The organism is Bacillus sp. FSL M8-0350 (genome assembly GCF_038593345.1).
Taxonomy (GTDB): Bacteria; Bacillota; Bacilli; order Bacillales; family Bacillaceae; genus Bacillus; species Bacillus safensis.
Map to the genome: position 1 here is coordinate 2,460,771 of NZ_CP151985.1, position 15,401 is coordinate 2,476,171.

22 protein-coding genes are annotated in these 15,401 nt (G+C 40.5%); 3 read left to right on the plus strand and 19 right to left on the minus strand.

Annotation, left to right across the window (positions count from 1 at the left end; all coding sequences use genetic code 11):
• Positions 1-41: 41 nt before the first annotated feature.
• The 8 genes from NSS80_RS12870 to NSS80_RS12905 are packed head-to-tail and all read right to left on the minus strand — an operon-like array spanning position 42 to position 5,058.
• Positions 42-785, minus strand: a complete 744-nt coding sequence (locus NSS80_RS12870; RefSeq protein WP_041118025.1) for a class I SAM-dependent methyltransferase — start codon at positions 783-785, stop codon at positions 42-44.
• Positions 782-1,138, minus strand: coding sequence for a ribosome silencing factor (rsfS, locus tag NSS80_RS12875; RefSeq protein WP_003217467.1), 357 nt, complete (start codon positions 1,136-1,138; stop codon positions 782-784). Before rsfS ends, NSS80_RS12870 begins: the two co-directional genes overlap by 4 nt.
• Before the next feature lie 12 nt (positions 1,139-1,150).
• Positions 1,151-1,714, minus strand: coding sequence for a bis(5'-nucleosyl)-tetraphosphatase (symmetrical) YqeK (gene yqeK / locus NSS80_RS12880; RefSeq protein WP_034280084.1), 564 nt, complete (start codon positions 1,712-1,714; stop codon positions 1,151-1,153).
• The gene (locus NSS80_RS12885; protein WP_041118027.1) at positions 1,704-2,273 is read right to left on the minus strand and encodes a nicotinate-nucleotide adenylyltransferase; all 570 of its coding nucleotides are present in this window, start codon (positions 2,271-2,273) and stop codon (positions 1,704-1,706) included. The genes yqeK and NSS80_RS12885 overlap by 11 nt, the downstream gene beginning before the upstream one ends.
• 13 nt (positions 2,274-2,286) lie before the next feature.
• Entirely contained in the window at positions 2,287-2,577 is a 291-nt protein-coding gene (gene yhbY / locus NSS80_RS12890; RefSeq protein WP_008342507.1) for a ribosome assembly RNA-binding protein YhbY, read from the minus strand.
• Positions 2,571-3,413, minus strand: coding sequence for a shikimate dehydrogenase (aroE, locus tag NSS80_RS12895; protein WP_041118029.1), 843 nt, complete (start codon positions 3,411-3,413; stop codon positions 2,571-2,573). The genes yhbY and aroE overlap by 7 nt, the downstream gene beginning before the upstream one ends.
• A gap of 20 nt (positions 3,414-3,433) precedes the next feature.
• Complete coding sequence (yqeH, locus tag NSS80_RS12900) at positions 3,434-4,534, minus strand: ribosome biogenesis GTPase YqeH (RefSeq protein WP_041118031.1); 1,101 nt, start codon at positions 4,532-4,534, stop codon at positions 3,434-3,436.
• Positions 4,535-4,536: 2 nt separating this feature from the next.
• Positions 4,537-5,058: a YqeG family HAD IIIA-type phosphatase gene (locus NSS80_RS12905; RefSeq protein WP_008356191.1), complete on the minus strand. Its 522-nt coding sequence runs from the start codon at positions 5,056-5,058 to the stop codon at positions 4,537-4,539.
• A 361-nt stretch (positions 5,059-5,419) separates the two neighbouring features.
• On the opposite strand from NSS80_RS12905, the gene NSS80_RS12910 reads away from it, so the two are divergent.
• Positions 5,420-5,560: a sporulation histidine kinase inhibitor Sda gene (locus NSS80_RS12910; protein WP_003217327.1), complete on the plus strand. Its 141-nt coding sequence runs from the start codon at positions 5,420-5,422 to the stop codon at positions 5,558-5,560.
• Positions 5,561-5,695: 135 nt separating this feature from the next.
• Here the strand turns inward: NSS80_RS12910 and NSS80_RS12915 are convergent, their stop codons facing one another.
• The 4 genes from NSS80_RS12915 to NSS80_RS12930 form a co-directional block, all read right to left on the minus strand.
• Positions 5,696-5,845, minus strand: a complete 150-nt coding sequence (locus NSS80_RS12915) for a hypothetical protein (RefSeq protein ID WP_162842499.1) — start codon at positions 5,843-5,845, stop codon at positions 5,696-5,698.
• 78 nt (positions 5,846-5,923) lie between these two features.
• Positions 5,924-6,652 (minus strand): GDSL-type esterase/lipase family protein, encoded by a 729-nt coding sequence (locus NSS80_RS12920; RefSeq protein WP_041118033.1) that lies wholly within the window; start codon positions 6,650-6,652, stop codon positions 5,924-5,926.
• Between the two features lie 84 nt (positions 6,653-6,736).
• Positions 6,737-7,477 carry a polysaccharide deacetylase family protein gene (locus NSS80_RS12925; protein WP_025092934.1) on the minus strand — a complete coding sequence of 247 codons (741 nt, stop codon included), beginning with the start codon at positions 7,475-7,477 and terminating at the stop codon, positions 6,737-6,739.
• Between the two features lie 168 nt (positions 7,478-7,645).
• Positions 7,646-8,767: a tetratricopeptide repeat protein gene (locus NSS80_RS12930; protein WP_024427938.1), complete on the minus strand. Its 1,122-nt coding sequence runs from the start codon at positions 8,765-8,767 to the stop codon at positions 7,646-7,648.
• Between the two features lie 218 nt (positions 8,768-8,985).
• Here NSS80_RS12930 and sigK point away from each other — a divergent pair, with 218 nt between their 5' ends.
• Together sigK and NSS80_RS12940 are read left to right on the plus strand one after the other, a co-directional pair.
• Positions 8,986-9,714, plus strand: a complete 729-nt coding sequence (sigK, locus tag NSS80_RS12935) for an RNA polymerase sporulation sigma factor SigK (RefSeq protein ID WP_034738387.1) — start codon at positions 8,986-8,988, stop codon at positions 9,712-9,714.
• Positions 9,715-10,292: 578 nt separating this feature from the next.
• The gene (locus NSS80_RS12940; protein ID WP_317221929.1) at positions 10,293-10,772 is read left to right on the plus strand and encodes a DinB family protein; all 480 of its coding nucleotides are present in this window, start codon (positions 10,293-10,295) and stop codon (positions 10,770-10,772) included.
• A 22-nt stretch (positions 10,773-10,794) separates the two neighbouring features.
• Here NSS80_RS12940 and NSS80_RS12945 read toward each other — a convergent pair whose 3' ends face one another.
• The 7 genes from NSS80_RS12945 to NSS80_RS12975 form a co-directional block, all read right to left on the minus strand.
• Complete coding sequence (locus NSS80_RS12945; RefSeq protein ID WP_342498324.1) at positions 10,795-11,085, minus strand: DUF3986 family protein; 291 nt, start codon at positions 11,083-11,085, stop codon at positions 10,795-10,797.
• Positions 11,086-11,100: 15 nt separating this feature from the next.
• Positions 11,101-11,517, minus strand: coding sequence for a hypothetical protein (locus NSS80_RS12950; protein ID WP_317221927.1), 417 nt, complete (start codon positions 11,515-11,517; stop codon positions 11,101-11,103).
• A gap of 35 nt (positions 11,518-11,552) precedes the next feature.
• The gene (locus NSS80_RS12955) at positions 11,553-11,978 is read right to left on the minus strand and encodes an NUDIX hydrolase (protein WP_024423061.1); all 426 of its coding nucleotides are present in this window, start codon (positions 11,976-11,978) and stop codon (positions 11,553-11,555) included.
• A gap of 284 nt (positions 11,979-12,262) precedes the next feature.
• Entirely contained in the window at positions 12,263-12,454 is a 192-nt protein-coding gene (locus NSS80_RS12960; RefSeq protein ID WP_034280052.1) for a hypothetical protein, read from the minus strand.
• A 107-nt stretch (positions 12,455-12,561) separates the two neighbouring features.
• Complete coding sequence (locus NSS80_RS12965; RefSeq protein ID WP_046311848.1) at positions 12,562-13,965, minus strand: polysaccharide deacetylase family protein; 1,404 nt, start codon at positions 13,963-13,965, stop codon at positions 12,562-12,564.
• Between the two features lie 159 nt (positions 13,966-14,124).
• On the minus strand, positions 14,125-14,679 hold the full coding sequence (locus NSS80_RS12970) for a hypothetical protein (RefSeq protein WP_034280049.1): 555 nt from the start codon (positions 14,677-14,679) through the stop codon (positions 14,125-14,127).
• Positions 14,680-14,695: 16 nt separating this feature from the next.
• Entirely contained in the window at positions 14,696-15,262 is a 567-nt protein-coding gene (locus NSS80_RS12975) for a GNAT family N-acetyltransferase (protein WP_231122780.1), read from the minus strand.
• Between the last annotated feature and the right edge of the window lie 139 nt (positions 15,263-15,401).

Below are 15,401 nucleotides of genomic sequence, written 5' to 3' on the forward strand. Positions count from 1 at the left end.
TGCAACAAGCGAAAAAAGGGTTTTAAAAAACCATCGTTCTATTAAACGATGGTTTTTGGTTTCTTAGCTGAGATGAAATATCTTTCGGCGAATTCACCGGGGGCTTCATTTGTAAAATCAGCAGTCACTTCTATTTGTTCAAAGCCAGCGGACTCAAGGAACGCTGCATATGTTTCAAATGGAAATGTGCGCTGTTCATGTGTCTCATCATAACGCTGATACATGTCTCCGTCTTTTACAAAAAAGCTTAAATCATGTATGACCGAATACATGTCATCCCCTTTATCACTCTGCCAAATATAGCTGATCTCTTCATCTTGATCTGCATAAGTCGAACCTGGGAATACCTCTTCCATTTTATAAGGCGTATGAACATCAAAAAGTAAAATCCCATCTGCCTCTAAAAGCTGAAACATGTTTTTAAAGGTTTTTTTGACGTCATTTTCGTTTTTTAAGTAATTCAAGGAATCACAGCAAATAACGGCTGCTTGGAAGGCTTGCTCAAAGCCCGTAACCTCTCTCATATCTTGATGTAAAAATTGAATCGACTGCTTTTTCGCCTGCGCTTTTTGCTGCGCAAAGGCCAGCATTTCTTCACTGAGGTCAATTCCTGTGACCTTGTGGCCCTTTTCAGCTAACCGAAGAGAAATCTCTCCAGTTCCACAGCCTACATCGATGATGGCAGCATTCGGCTTCATATACTGCTGGATCCACTGAACCCATTCATCATAAGGTGCATGTGTCATGAGCTCGTCATACACACCTGCAAACCCTTGATAAATCATGAGTTAATGCCAAGTGAAAGCGTTTCTCTCGGCGCATCTCCCCATAGCTTTTCTAGATTGTAGTATCCTCTTTCTTCTTTGTGGAACACATGGGCAATGACATCACCTAGGTCAATCAATACCCATCTTGCTTCATCAAAGCCTTCCATTTTCTTCACTTCGATTCCACTTTCCTCTGCAAGATGTTTTACTTCTCTTGCAATGGCTTGCACTTGTTTATCAGAATTCCCGTGACAAATGAGAAAATAATCTGCAACAAGTGAGATTCCTTGCATATTAAGGGCAATAATATCCTCAGCCCGTTTATCATCGCATGCTCCTGCTGCGACGTTTAAAATTGATGATGAATCCATCCAAATTCCTCCTTAGTTGTTCTTATGCACAAGCGAGTTGTAAGTAGCAAGCGTATCTGGAAAGACTGGCTGATTCTTTTTCATTAGAAAACTGATGGTGTTTTTTAATGATTGGATCAGTGCACGATCTAGATCATGTTCTGCTAATTCCCTTACTTCTTCGACACCAGGGAAATGACGTCCTGGTTCAATATAATCTGCGACATAAATGACTTTTTCAAGTAAGGTCATGTCTGGTCTGCCGGAAGTATGAAATTCAATAGCTGTTAACACATCTTGATCATCAATTCCAGCTTCTTTTTTGACCAAATAGGCACCAACCGGGGCGTGCCAAAGCTCGGGCGAATATTCAAGCAATAAAGGGTTCATCTGTTCTTTTTGGATAATCCCCTTCATTTCTTCTTTTGGCCTAAATTTCGCATAATCATGAAAAATAGCGGCGATCTCTGCTTTTTTCACATCTGCACCGAACCGTTCCGCTAATGAAATGGCTGTCTCCATGACTCCGAGTGTATGTGTATATCTATGCTCTGTTAACTGCTCTTTGACACAGTTCAATGCTTCTTCACGATTCATATAAATGATGCTCCTTTATATAACGCTCAACAGCTTTCGGAATCAAATAATCGACAGGGTTCCCCTGCTCTATTCGCTGCCTAATCAATGTCGATGATACATCAAAAGCTGGAACATCTGCAAATAAAAGAGGATATGCCGTACTTCCAACGTAACCCGGCCTTTTCATCCCAATAAAGGTGATCATTTGAAGCAAATCATCGATCCGATGCCATTTTGGCAAATACTCGACCATGTCCGCTCCTATCATAAAAAAGAACTGATCTTCTGGATGACGCTTCTTTAACAGATCGACTGTATCTACCGTATAAGACGGACCCTCCCGCTCCATTTCAATAAGCTCGAGCCGAAAATACGGATTTGATTGAATCGCTGCCTCCACCATTTTTATGCGGTGATGACTATCTGCTCGTTTCCGTCCAGTTTTATGAGGAGGCATATGGTTTGGGATAAACCAAATTTCATCAAGCCCCACTTGAATCCGCACCTCACTTGCCATCAGCAAATGCCCGTTATGGGGAGGATCAAACGTACCGCCGAACAACCCTATTTTTTTCATATCGCATCCACCTTTACGGCAGCTTAATTTGTTTATTTTCCTTAGATTCTTTGTAAAGGACAATCACATTTCCGATCGTTTGAACGAGCTCAGCCTTTGCACCTTTTACAAGTGCTTTCGCAACTTCTGTTTTGTCCTCGTCGCAATTTTGCAATACGCTGACCTTTAACAGTTCTCTTGCTTCAAGCGCCTCGGAAATTTGCTTGACCATATTGTCATTTACCCCGCCTTTTCCAACTTGAAAAATAGGTGATAAATGATGTGCTTGTGCACGTAAAAAACGTTTTTGCTTACCTTTTAACATGGTGTTCCTCCTAATTTCTCTATGACAATTGACTTCATTTTTCCGGCGTCAGGCGTAATGCCTGTCCACAGTTCAAAGGCTCTTACTGCTTGTCCAACAAACATGCCAACCCCATCCACTGTTTTCAAGCCTAACCCTGCTGCTTCACTTAGCAGTTTTGTTTCTATTGGATTATACACAATATCACAAACGACCGCTGTTTTTTTTGCGTTCGCTAAAGAAATCGGGGTTTCTTCAACATTCGGATACATGCCGATCGAGGTCGTATGGATGATGACATCATATTCCCCAAGCCGCTCTTCTGCTGCATTTAATGTGATTGCTTGAGATGTGATTTTTCCCTCTGCAGTTTCAATTAAAGCTTCAGCTTTTTCAATGGTGCGGTTCGTAATATCAAAGCTCTTCGGTGCATACTGAGCAATTGTCGTATAAATCGCTCTTGCGGCTCCGCCAGCACCAATCAAGAGAAATGACAGCTCTGATAACGGCTGATCCAAGGCTTCAAGCAATGAATGAAGAAAGCCTTCTCCATCTGTATTGTACCCAACGAGCTGATCCCCTTCGAGCCGCACCGTATTGACGGCACCGAGGCGTTCAGCTGTCACATCAATTTTGTCAAGGTACTTCATGATTTCTACCTTGTGAGGAACAGTGACGTTAATGCCGCTGATTCCTAACGCCTTCATGCCGCTAATCGCATCTTTCAGGTCATCATTTTCTACTTGAAAGCCATGATAATGTCCATCAATTCCAGCGTCCTTTAGTGCTGCATTATGAATATCCGGAGACATTGAGTGGCCAACAGGGTTACCGATTACTCCGTATAAAGGTTTCAAGGTCTCTCCCCCTTTAACATTTAAATTAACGAACGTCTCATAAACACATGAACGCCTTTTGGCGCATAAACTTTGATTTGCTTGCCCGCATCATTTGCAGTAACCCAGCCTAAACCTGAAAAGACGATGTCCATTTTTGGCTGATCAATGGTAAAGGTATGCGGAACGAGCGGCGGGAAATCTTCCATTCCCTCTTTTGATGGCGGTGACAGCAGTTCCCCTGCATGTTTTTCATATAAATCATCTGCGTTCTCCAGCTTTGTACGGTGAATGTTCAGCTCATTTGGCATATAGCAGACAAATGATGTTCTGCCGCCTTTTACGTAATCGAATCGAGCCAGTCCGCCAAAATAAAGCGTTTGTGCTTCATTTAATTGGAACGTTCTAGGTTTCAATTCTTTTTTCGGCGTTAAAATCTTCAAGTCATTTTTGCTGACATAGTGCGCCATTTGATGGCGGTTGATGATGCCCGGCGTATCAAATAAAGCAGACCCGTCATCAAGCGGAATTTCAATCGCATCAAGTGTAGTACCTGGATATTGGGATGTAGTAATAACGTTCTCTTCGCCAGATACTTCTTTGATGATTCGATTGATAAATGTTGATTTTCCAACATTCGTACAGCCGACAACATAGACATTTCTTCCCTCGCGGTAATGATCGATCGCTTCCATCACCTCAGGCACACCCTGGCCTCTGCTTGCACTGATTAAGAAAACATCCATAGGATTTAATCCGTTTTCCTTTGCTTCCCGTTTCATCCAATGAATCAGACGATCTTTTTTCACGGATTTCGGTAAAATATCCACTTTGTTGCCGACAAGTAAAATCGGATTACCGCCGACAATACGGCTCAGTCCATTGATCCAGCTTCCGTTAAAGTCAAAAATATCAACGACCTTCACAATGAGAGAATCTGTCTCTCCAATGCTGTGCAATATATTTAAAAAGTCGTCTTCTGTTAAAGAAACATCTTGAATCTCATTGTAGTTCTTTAACCTAAAACAGCGCTGACAGATCACATCTTCTTTCAATAGAGATGCTGCCGGCGCATATCCTAATTGATCTTTATCTTCCGTCTGAATGGCTACACCGCAGCCAATACAAACAACCTTTTCCATTATTACTCTTCCTCCCACTGAATGTGGCCCTTACGCTTTAAGGCTCCTAAAATTCTGCGTTCAATCTGCCTGTTAAACTTTGTAAAAAATCCGTCCGAGGCAGCAACAGGAACGACCAAAATCGTATGGAAGCCATGACGATTCCCGCCAAGAACATCTGTCATGAGCTGATCCCCAATGACAACCACATCTTCTTTTTTCAACTGCATATCAGCGACTGCCTTATTAAAGGCTCTTCCCATAGGCTTTCTCGCTTTATAAATAAACGGGATATGAACCGGTTCAGAAAAAAGCTTGACCCTTTTTTCATTATTGTTTGATACAATCGTCACTTGTATCCCGTGATCTTTCATTTCTTGAAACCATTCAATTAAGCGCGGTGTCGCACTTGGACGGTCCCATTCTACTAGTGTGTTATCTAGATCGGTAATAATTCCTTTTACATTTCGTTCTTTTAATTTTTGCGGCGAAATGTGGAAAATACTTTTCACAAATTCATCCGGTAAGAAATACTTCTTTAGCACAATTTGCACCCTTTCTTCCATTGGTTTTCAGCGATTGTGTCGAATCAAATCACAATTTGTCTGTCTATCGAATACAATGAAAAAGTTTTCGACATATGATGAGGACCTTCAACAGGTGTGGATAATTTTACACACATTATCCACCTATATTTCATCATGCTTTCATTCAATTATAAACACTCTACCCACAAGTTATCCACTTAACCATGTGGATAACAGAACGATTGTTCTTGTTTCCCATTCATGGTAGATTAAAGGTACTTCAAAGACAGTCGATCAACCTATGATGATATGTCTTTTCCTCAAATTTTATGCCAACTTTTTCAGGGGAGGTGTTTTTCCCATCATATGGGTTTCTAGTATGAAAAAGCTGTCAGATGATTTACTTATAGAATCGTATTATAAAGCAAATGAAATGAACTTAAATCGCGACTTCATTGAATTAATTGAGACAGAAATGAAAAGACGTTCGCTCGGGCATATGCTCTCTGTTTCCTCTTAATTCCATATCACAGGAACCATGCCTCCCGAGCACTCTCCTTTTTTAAACTCAGGTGACTGATATTATATCACTTGCGCTATAGGCTTACTACTATTTTCCGTAAAAAACACCCCTTCTGATGAAAGAAGAGGTGTCTTAATTGCAAGGCTGTTCATTCCAAAACCATAACCCTCCGCCTACGACTAAAATGACCACAAGGAACACAACAAGAAAAGCGTAACCGATTCCTGCTCCTTGTGCTGGATAAGGCGAACACGCAGGGTAAGGATAAGGACATCCCCACATATCAGTTACCTCCTTCTAGGAAGATATACTGTTAGACTATGCTGGATGGATGGTCTTGTTTAGGCAGATGGCCATCATTTAAAAATGTTTGATGACATCACGCTCTTTGATTTCGTTATAAATAATTCTCGCCCCTTTTGGTGTCATATGATTGCCAGAAGGGTCGATCAAGCCTGACTGAATCAGGGCATGATCACTATCTTCTCCAGCTTCTCGGATGAAAGCTTTCCAGTTGTCGACAAGCGGTACCTGCTCATCCTTCGCTACTTCTCTTGTGATGTCATTATAAGAGTTTTGCCAAGCTCTTGCCCCGCCTCTCCCGGCAAAATAAGATGACTTATATCTGGAGTAATAATACAAGCCCTTTTTCCCGCCTTCTACAACAGGCACACAGGTCATGAGAATCGGGGTAATGCCTTCTTTTCTACTTTCAGAAATGAAGTAGGTTAAATTTTCTTTAAACCGTTTTTTCGTCACTCGGGGATGTTTCCCGTCTAAAATCGCCGCATCATTCGTACCGAACATGATGAGGACGTAAGTTGGTTTCTGTTTTAAAATATCCTGCTCAAAGCGCAGTTTCGCGTCTTCAGTCGTCTGCCCGCCAATGCCTGCATTCTTCACTTGAATTTGGCCGCGCTCGACGTTTTTCATGAGATTCACCCATTTTCCAGATGTTGGATAATCTCGAAAGTCCCAGTTTGATCCTCTTGTATTGCTGTCACCAAATGCAATGACGCTTTCTTGTACTGGCTTAGAGCACCCAGCAGCAACACATAATAGGATGAAAAGGAAAACATATTTCTTCACAACATTCACCTCCAAAAGCCCTCTTCATATAGTAAACGACAAGACTTTTGGTTTCAATGAATGAATGTTTTTGACGAATGCTGCCTATTGCATCTGAACAGGCATATATGCTTTGTCGTGGTGCAGCAGTTCACTTACTTTTACAAATTCATAGCCCCTCTTTTTCAACTCAGGAATTACTTGTTTCAATGCTTCTACCGTTTGCTTGCGATTTCCCCCGCCATCATGTAAAAGGATAATATCGCCGCCTTGAATATGATCAATAATTCGGCTTGCAATTTTACGTGCGCCTGGTCTTGACCAGTCCTTCGGATCTTGCGTAAAGGACCACATGACCACATCGTACCCTTGCTTTGACAGAATGCGGAATGATTTCATTGTTAAGCGTCCACCAGGAGGGCGAAATAATAAGGGACCGCCAGGCTGGAGTGAAGCGATATGAGCCGCTGATTCTTTTAATTCCCGCTTGATCTCCTTTGACGACAAAAGGTCAAAATACGTATGATTCATCGTATGATTGCCGAGTTCATTCCCTTCGTCCACAATCCGTTCTGCGATCATTGGATAAGCATGGATTCTGCTTCCTATCACAAAAAAGCTTGCATTCACTTGATGCTCCTTCAGCACATCTAATATTTGATTTGTATACACTGGATGAGGTCCATCATCAAAGGTGATCGCAATCTTTTTCCGTTCCGCTCTCATGTCCCAAAAGGCACGTCCCGTTTTTTCAAGATCGACTCGTTTTAATGTATGTGCCTCTACTTCATTAGGAACAAAAGCACATAGCAGCCATATACACATCAAGATATGCAGCCCTCTCATTCGACCGCCTCCTCCACCGAACATCATTACCGATAAATTGCCCGCTTTCGCATCAATTCATGCAAGCTTCATGGTGATATCTGCTTCTTTTTCAAATAAAAAAAGCCGGCCATACTGGCCCGCTCTTTGTTTCACGTTTGGTTTCTCTCTTCAACTGTCGAACGTTGCTTAGAATTCATACAGACACTCTCCTTCTTGGATTTGATTTTGAGCCCATAATAATTTCTGATAATACTGGTTGGACTTTTTGTATTGTTGAGAGGCTTCTAAGGCTGTCGCAATTTCTAGTGAGATATCCTCTATATAAGAGTATAGGCTAAGTTTTTCCAAATAATCAATGGTTTTTTGCAGTTGGTCTTCATTGATTTCCTGAACATATAAAGCATCCAGATACTCAAACATATGACAGAACAGCTGGTCTTCATGCTTCTTTGCAGCCAATTTCCCATCTTCTAATATGCGCAGGGCATCCGCCTGTTCATTCTGTCTAAAAAGCAGCTTCGCCAGCGTATAGAGCGTATGCGGAAGCGTTGGGAGCAGCTCTTTGCGGGCAAGATCAGCGGATTCCGTTAAATATCGTTCCGCTTCCTCTCTATAGCCAAGCTCGCCATAACATTTTCCTAAATTATAGAGCGCTGAACTGTATATGCGCGGGTGATCAATTTGAGATGCGAGCTGTTTTGCCTTTTTTAAATGAGGCAGCGCCCGGTCTTTTCGTTTTAAATCTTGATAATTTCCTGAGATGACAAAGAGACATTGAATGATGCGAATCGTATACGCATCATGCTGATCGTATATTTCCAGCGCCTTTAAAATATGGTGCATGGAGACATGTGTTTGTTTCATGATATAGTAGGCTTCTGCCACTTTAAAATGAAACTCTGCCTGCTCAATATCATCAAAAACCATGGACAGCTGCTTTTCTGCGACTCGATAATATTTGACGGCTTCTAAATATTCTTTTTGACTAAATTCATGCATGCCACGAAAAAATGCATGGTAATAATGCAGCATATCAGATAACTCATGATTGGAGTTTTCGATTTTATCGACTAGATTAGATACTGAGAAAGGTTGATATTTTGAAGGGTGTATATAGTCAAGCATGATTTGGTGCCGAAAACACATGAGCTGATAATAAATCAGTAAATGCTGGTCCTCTTCCATCTGTTCAATTTCCGCTTCAACTTCCGCTTTCAAGATTTCCGCATCTGGAACACTGAACTGCCGTATCATTCGATACCATTCATTGATTTTCATACCTACATGTGAAGATAGAACCTTCCCCATGTTCCGAAATTACCCCTTCCTTTTCGGTCTAATATTACATATTTTAGCACGCTTCTTGACCGCCAAGCACCGCAAAGAAACCGCAAACATAAAAAAGAGACGAACTGAAGCACGATTTTTTTGAAAAAGATGATTTTTTCATCGTACAGACACAGACAATCCCTCCTTCACATACATTTGAGGATATAGGCAGCGGCCTAAACATGGTGGAGGTGAAAATCGTGGCAGGAGTATTTACAGCGATGGGATTGATGGTCAAAGAATTGGTGTTTTTAGTGTCCTATGTCAAAAACAATGCCTTTCCACAGCCCCTTTCGGGAGATGATGAAAAAAAATACTTAGCCCTCATGGCACAGGGCGATGAACACGCAAGAAACATGCTGATTGAACATAACCTTCGGCTCGTCGCCCATATCGTAAAGAAATTTGAAAATACCGGGGAAGACGCTGAAGACCTCATCTCCATCGGGACGATCGGACTCATTAAAGCCATCGAAAGCTATTCCTCTGGAAAAGGAACAAAGCTGGCAACGTATGCGGCGCGGTGTATTGAAAATGAAATTCTCATGCACTTACGCGCGCTCAAAAAAACGAAAAAAGACGTCTCCTTGCATGACCCCATCGGTCAGGATAAAGAAGGCAACGAAATTTCATTAATTGATGTCTTAAAATCCGAAAATGAAGATGTGATCGATACCATTCAGCTCAACATGGAGCTTGAAAAAGTAAAGGAGTATATTGACATTCTCGACGGCCGAGAAAAAGAAGTGATCGTCGGCCGGTTCGGCCTTGATTTAAAGAAAGAAAAAACGCAGCGGGAAATAGCCAAAGAGCTTGGGATATCACGGAGCTATGTGTCACGTATTGAAAAGCGCGCGCTGATGAAGATGTTTCATGAGTTTTACCGGGCGGAGAAGGAGAAACGGAAGCGAGAGAAGGGGAAGTGAAAATAAACTTCCTAACTTCTTACAAAAACAGACCTCACTAGGTCTGTTTTTTATTTCGGCAATAAGCTACTGTCTCGCTTCATTTCTTTTGATAATAGCTACCGCCTTAGCCCTCAAGAACAATGGCAAGATTTTGATCATGTTCATGAACTAAGACCTGAAGGAAATCAATTCATCATGCCCCACGATATAGAGAGCTGCAGCTTAAAAAAAGTAAATACGAAAAAATAAAATATAATGCTTCGTGTATTCTTGCTAATCAATTTTAAATGTTGTTATTTGATACCTGTCAGAAAACTTAGTATAATCAATATAAGAACAAACATTCGGGGCGTTAGAAGCAAGACGTTTAGTAATTGTAGATAAACTACCACTTACCAAAAAGAACAACTTTCTGCAAGAGACCCTATAAACGTAACAGTTTCAGTTTCCAAGGGCCATGTTATGAAAACAAGGTTGATAGTATGATTGTTTCTAAACTGACACCAGATCATGTACATTGTGTCGTTTAATTCAACAAGAATATCTTTAAGAAATAGCAGTACTTAAACAAACAATTTAACTTTGGAGTGATCATAATGATTAAGTTTTTTGAGTACAACTGGCAGGTTAGAGACGAATGGGTTAACTGGTGTAATCAACTAACGACAGAAGAGTTGTTACAAGACCGCATAGGTGGAGCAGGGAGTATTTTATACACTCTTTTTCACATTATCGATGTTGAATATAGTTGGCTCCGTGGTATTCAGGGTAAAGAAGACGTGGTATTGAATTTTGATGATTACAAGTCTCTGACGAAGGTAAAAACTCTCTCATCTACTTTACGACATGAAATCGTTGAAATTTTAAAGTTTCATTTAGATGAAAAACAAGATCGAATAGTAACAGTTCCTTGGGATGATGAATACACTAAAAATGAAATATTACATCATATAATTGCCCACGAAATTCACCATATCGGTCAACTTTCTGTTTGGGCAAGAGAAAAAGAATTAACACCTGTATCTGCTAATTTTATCGGTAGAAAGTTAAAATCAGTACATTCTTATGAAAAGTAAGGTCAGTTAAAGATCCATTCATTTATTCCACAATGCCATTTTCTTTTAAAAAGCACTCAAATAATTGCTGACCTTTCTCTTCGATTTGAGCATCTTCAATTGAATATTCCCCAATGAATAAGCCTAAATGATTGTATTCCTCATAACTCTTTAAGAGATTCAACCCGTAACTTTTTTGATCAAAAAACAATAACCATCTTCCTGTTTCTAAACTCTTAAAAAACACGCCTTCATAATCACAGCCATGTTCATCATATCCTACATGTAAATGCATACTCTCATCTAAACTATGTATCCTTTCTTCTGTACACACTTTCACCTTACTCCCCTACCTTTTCACATCATGCTGAAAATGAATATTCCTCAACTCGACCCATTCAACAAGATCAGATACCTTTTTTGTCGTCACAAAATGTTGAACGATTTCATACGCCTGATTGCGGTCGACATAGCTGCACGATGGCACATACAATGGTGATCCAGCGACCAAATGCTCGATCGTTTCAATTTTTTCTACCTTTTGAAAAGGGACTAAAAAATCTGGATATCTGATGATAAAGAATCCATACGGTTCAGTATAAAAGAAAACTAGACTTTCACTTTCCCACTCTTCCTCTATCTCAATGGAAGATTCTCCGTTTCCTTGTTTCCAATACTCTTCACCCTCCTGAAAGAAAATCCTCTTCATGAATTCTTCTCCCGGATTTTCTACTGGAGCTCCTGTGGGGCCGTAGTATAAAAACATCAATATCGCTCCTTCATGTCTATATCAATTTGGATTTAACCAATTGTTCTATTTCCCTCAAAATCATAAAAGGCTTGTGTTTGTTGGTTTAATTTTAGCATGTGATATAGCTTTGGGTTTAGCTTTTGAAAGGTTTGAGTGCTGACCCATTTTACTTCTTCAATATCCTGATCCGGATCTAGAATGTTCATCTCTCCCCCGATCATTTCCGCAAAGAACGTAATGATAAGCGCATGATGTTTTTTATCTTGAAAGAACGCTTCTCGAACCGAATGAAGTTCATTTACTTTGACAACATACCCTGTCTCTTCTTTCACTTCACGGATGACAGCCTGCTGCAGGTGTTCACCTTTTTCCACAGCACCGCCCGGGAGTTCCCAATATCCCTTTACATTCTTGACTGTTAATAGATTTTCTTCCTCATCATAAATAATAGCTGAAACCACGTCTACTCGTTTCAAATGAATCCCCCTCAACATTCTCCATTCACATCAATTGCCGGATATATGACACGAACTGTTCATTTTAGACATTCTTATTATACTGTTTTAGTAGTCAGCGATTGGAGGCCAGAGCATGTGGATGATCAACATTTTACTTATTGTACTCACAAGATTTACAAGAAATATCGTTTCTCTTTTGAGACAACTCAAAGCGTCAAACGAGAAAATCATTCAACTGTTAGAACATCAAAAACCGAAAAAAACACCTCACGCAACCGGAGGTGTTTACAATAGGAGAAATCTTATCGTTTTTCATCAAACAACATATATCTAATTCGCCGAATATAATGAAGCGCAATATGACCGAGACATAAAATAAGCCCAATCATCGCAAGGATATAGATGGGCAGCATCAAACCAGGTACATAGTTTACGACAAATCCCAAACTAAACGCTGTCAGCATATATATGCTGATCAACCTCATCAATACCATTCGAAGCCCTCCCTTTCTACAATCACTTTAACATATTTTCCCTTCATTCTCATAATTGGCTTTAAAAAAGATGCGAATCCATTAAGACTTGCATCTTTTTTACGTATTCAATTCACCTTTTTCGCCCGGGCTTCCTTCCACTGCTCAAGCTCCGAGACTGTTAGTAATTGAAATCCTTGTTTGGTCAATTCTTTGATGATCGTGACAGCTGCGTTTGCAGAGGTGTCATAGATGTCGTGCATTAAGACGGTTTCTCCGCTAGACGCATGTGTAAGAATGTAGTTGGCGACGTATTGGCTGTTGCGATATTTCCAGTCTTCAGGATCTACGTCCCAAAGTGTGACTTTCATGTTGACAGCCGCGTTGATCTGACTGTTTGTTCCACCATATGGCGGTCTAAAGTGAGTCGGTGTGAACCCGCCTGCTTTTTCAATGATTTGCTGTGTATCTTCTACTTGTTTGATAGCTTGTTTTAATGGCAGTCTTGTGAGTAAAGGGTGGTTATAGGAATGATTTCCGATTTCATTTCCACCTTTTCTGATTTCACCCAGCATATCAGGATAATATTGAACCCTGCTTCCTAATACAAAAAATGTCGCATGTCCTTTGTTTTCTTTTAAAGCTGTTAAGATTTTTGAGGTCGTTGATGGATTTGGTCCATCATCAAATGTAAGGGCAATGGCTTTTTGATTTGGGTTGAATACTCCCTGTTTTGGCAGTTTTACGATCTTTCTTTTTGCGATCGGTTCTTTTTTCTCGTTTTTGTTCTTTTCTTTATTGATGTATTCTGGCTTTAACATGCCTTTAAGCAGTGTTTTCTTAATCGCCAGCTCTTGAGGGCCTTGTTTGTCTGGTGCAATTTGCCCTGCTGGGAAGTAGAATTCAATAAAACGATCTTTGATGGCAAAATACTGATAATGCTCTGCTTTAGGAGACGTTCCTTGTTTGAGCAAATGCTCGTTTTCAGCAAGAGAGCGATCTTTTTTCAACTCCTCAAATGTCATTTGAGACAGTTTTTGCAGACTTTTTTTCTTTGATAAAAATAGATCATCAATTGATAAAAACTGCTGTTTCTTGAAATCAAAATTGAATATCTTCGTTTCATGTGCGCCTTTTACTCCGCCTTTCCATTCATATGTATTGAATTTGATCGCAGCAGTTTGTTTGGCATAATGAGTAATCTCGTAATCTATGTTTAATTCGTATCGATGATCTTCATCGACATCACTTGCTTCACTAAACGATGTTTTGAATTTGTCCAGCGCTGTTTCTGCAAATCTTTTCATCTCTTGATCTAGCTTTTTTTGATGAAACACAGGATAGTTCACAGCATATCTCAAGTATCTCCCGTCATTCACGAGGGTCACAATTTCAACTTCTTTATAGCTCGCATCTGGTTCTACCTTCTTCTTCTCTGTCCCGCTTGCCTGCTGATTATGATAAAACGCAGCGATTCCGATGATCATCGCAAGTCCGCATAGGACGAGACTGACTTTCCATTTCATTGACACAATGATTCTCCTCTCGTGATGCCGTCATGCCTGAATGACGTGTGTTTGTAGGATAGACTTTGCATGCACCCTTTTTAGTTTGCAAATCACATAACTGTCACATTTTCGACACATTTTTAGAGAGGAATAAAAAAAGGACTTGATTTCTCAGTCCTTTGATTACTTTTGCATATATAGTTGAAATAATTTCGTTTCTTCATCAATGGAACGCGCTCGATCAAATGCCGCTCTGACCGTCTTTGTATTGTTCATGAGCTCGTACAGCATGGTCAGCACAAAAATAAATGCTGCATTCCCATCGATGTAATCGTCCGGTGCCGTATAAGATGTAGCTCCTGACTCTAAGAAAGCATCTGCTAAATTTTTCTCTCCTAGTGTGCAGCCTGTAGAGATGACATGAACTCCTTTTAAGGAGGCATACCGCTTGATTTCATCCACTCCAAAGGCAGTATCTCTAGGCTCCTCATCTTCGTAAACATCTTCCCCTAATTCAGGCATGATAAATGCTCCTTCTTCACCGTGAAACGATAAAAGAAGGTAATCTATTTCACCTCTAGCTCTACCAGATAACACATGAATCAGATCATTCGGTCTTCCGATCCAATGCATATCGACTTTCACGCCGAAGTTTTCAAGTGCTGCACGCAGGGCAAAAGATTCCAGCTCACTATTGGGTCCTGCTGCTAATATGATACGCATGGCCTGTTGATCCACTTCTATCTCCTCCAGACTATGATAAAAATAAAACCATTTTTTCCTCATCTGCATATGTATCAGCCCATTTTAGCGCTTTTTCTTCGACAGCGTACGACTCAAATCCAACGGAGCGATAGAGGCGCTTGGCTGAGTGATTAGTTGTCACCACTGATAAATACATTTGCTCGATATCCTGCCGTTCTCGCGCAAAGGAAAGAGCTTTTGTCATCAAGGCCTGGCCTGCTCCTTCTCCGCGGGCACTAGGTGTTACATACATCGCTGTCAGATTCGCTCGGTGCTTTAACTTCTGCAAGGTTTCTTGGATGAGCGTGACTGCCCCCACAAGCTGCCCTTGATGAAAAGCGCCAAAAGTCCACATAGATTGGGCCGAATCAAAACGCGCTTTATATTTGTCCTTTGTATTGATTTGCTCTTCCTCATAGCTCATCGCAAAACCCTCTGGATTTAATCGCAGGGCTTCTAGTCTGAGTGCTGCATATTCTTCAGCATCATCTGGTGTTAACAATCGAATATTCAGAAAACCGCCTCCAAAAGAATGATGGATACTTCCAATTTTATCTTGAAAGAAGATTTTGATCAAAGGATATTGGTCCCTCTGCACATATCTCTTTACCTATATGCAAATTAGACTCGCTTTCCCACCTGTAAAAACAAGGTATTTCAGATCATGTTTACGTGTTTTATTCTAGCAAAAACGATTCTTTTCTCACTTATCTTTT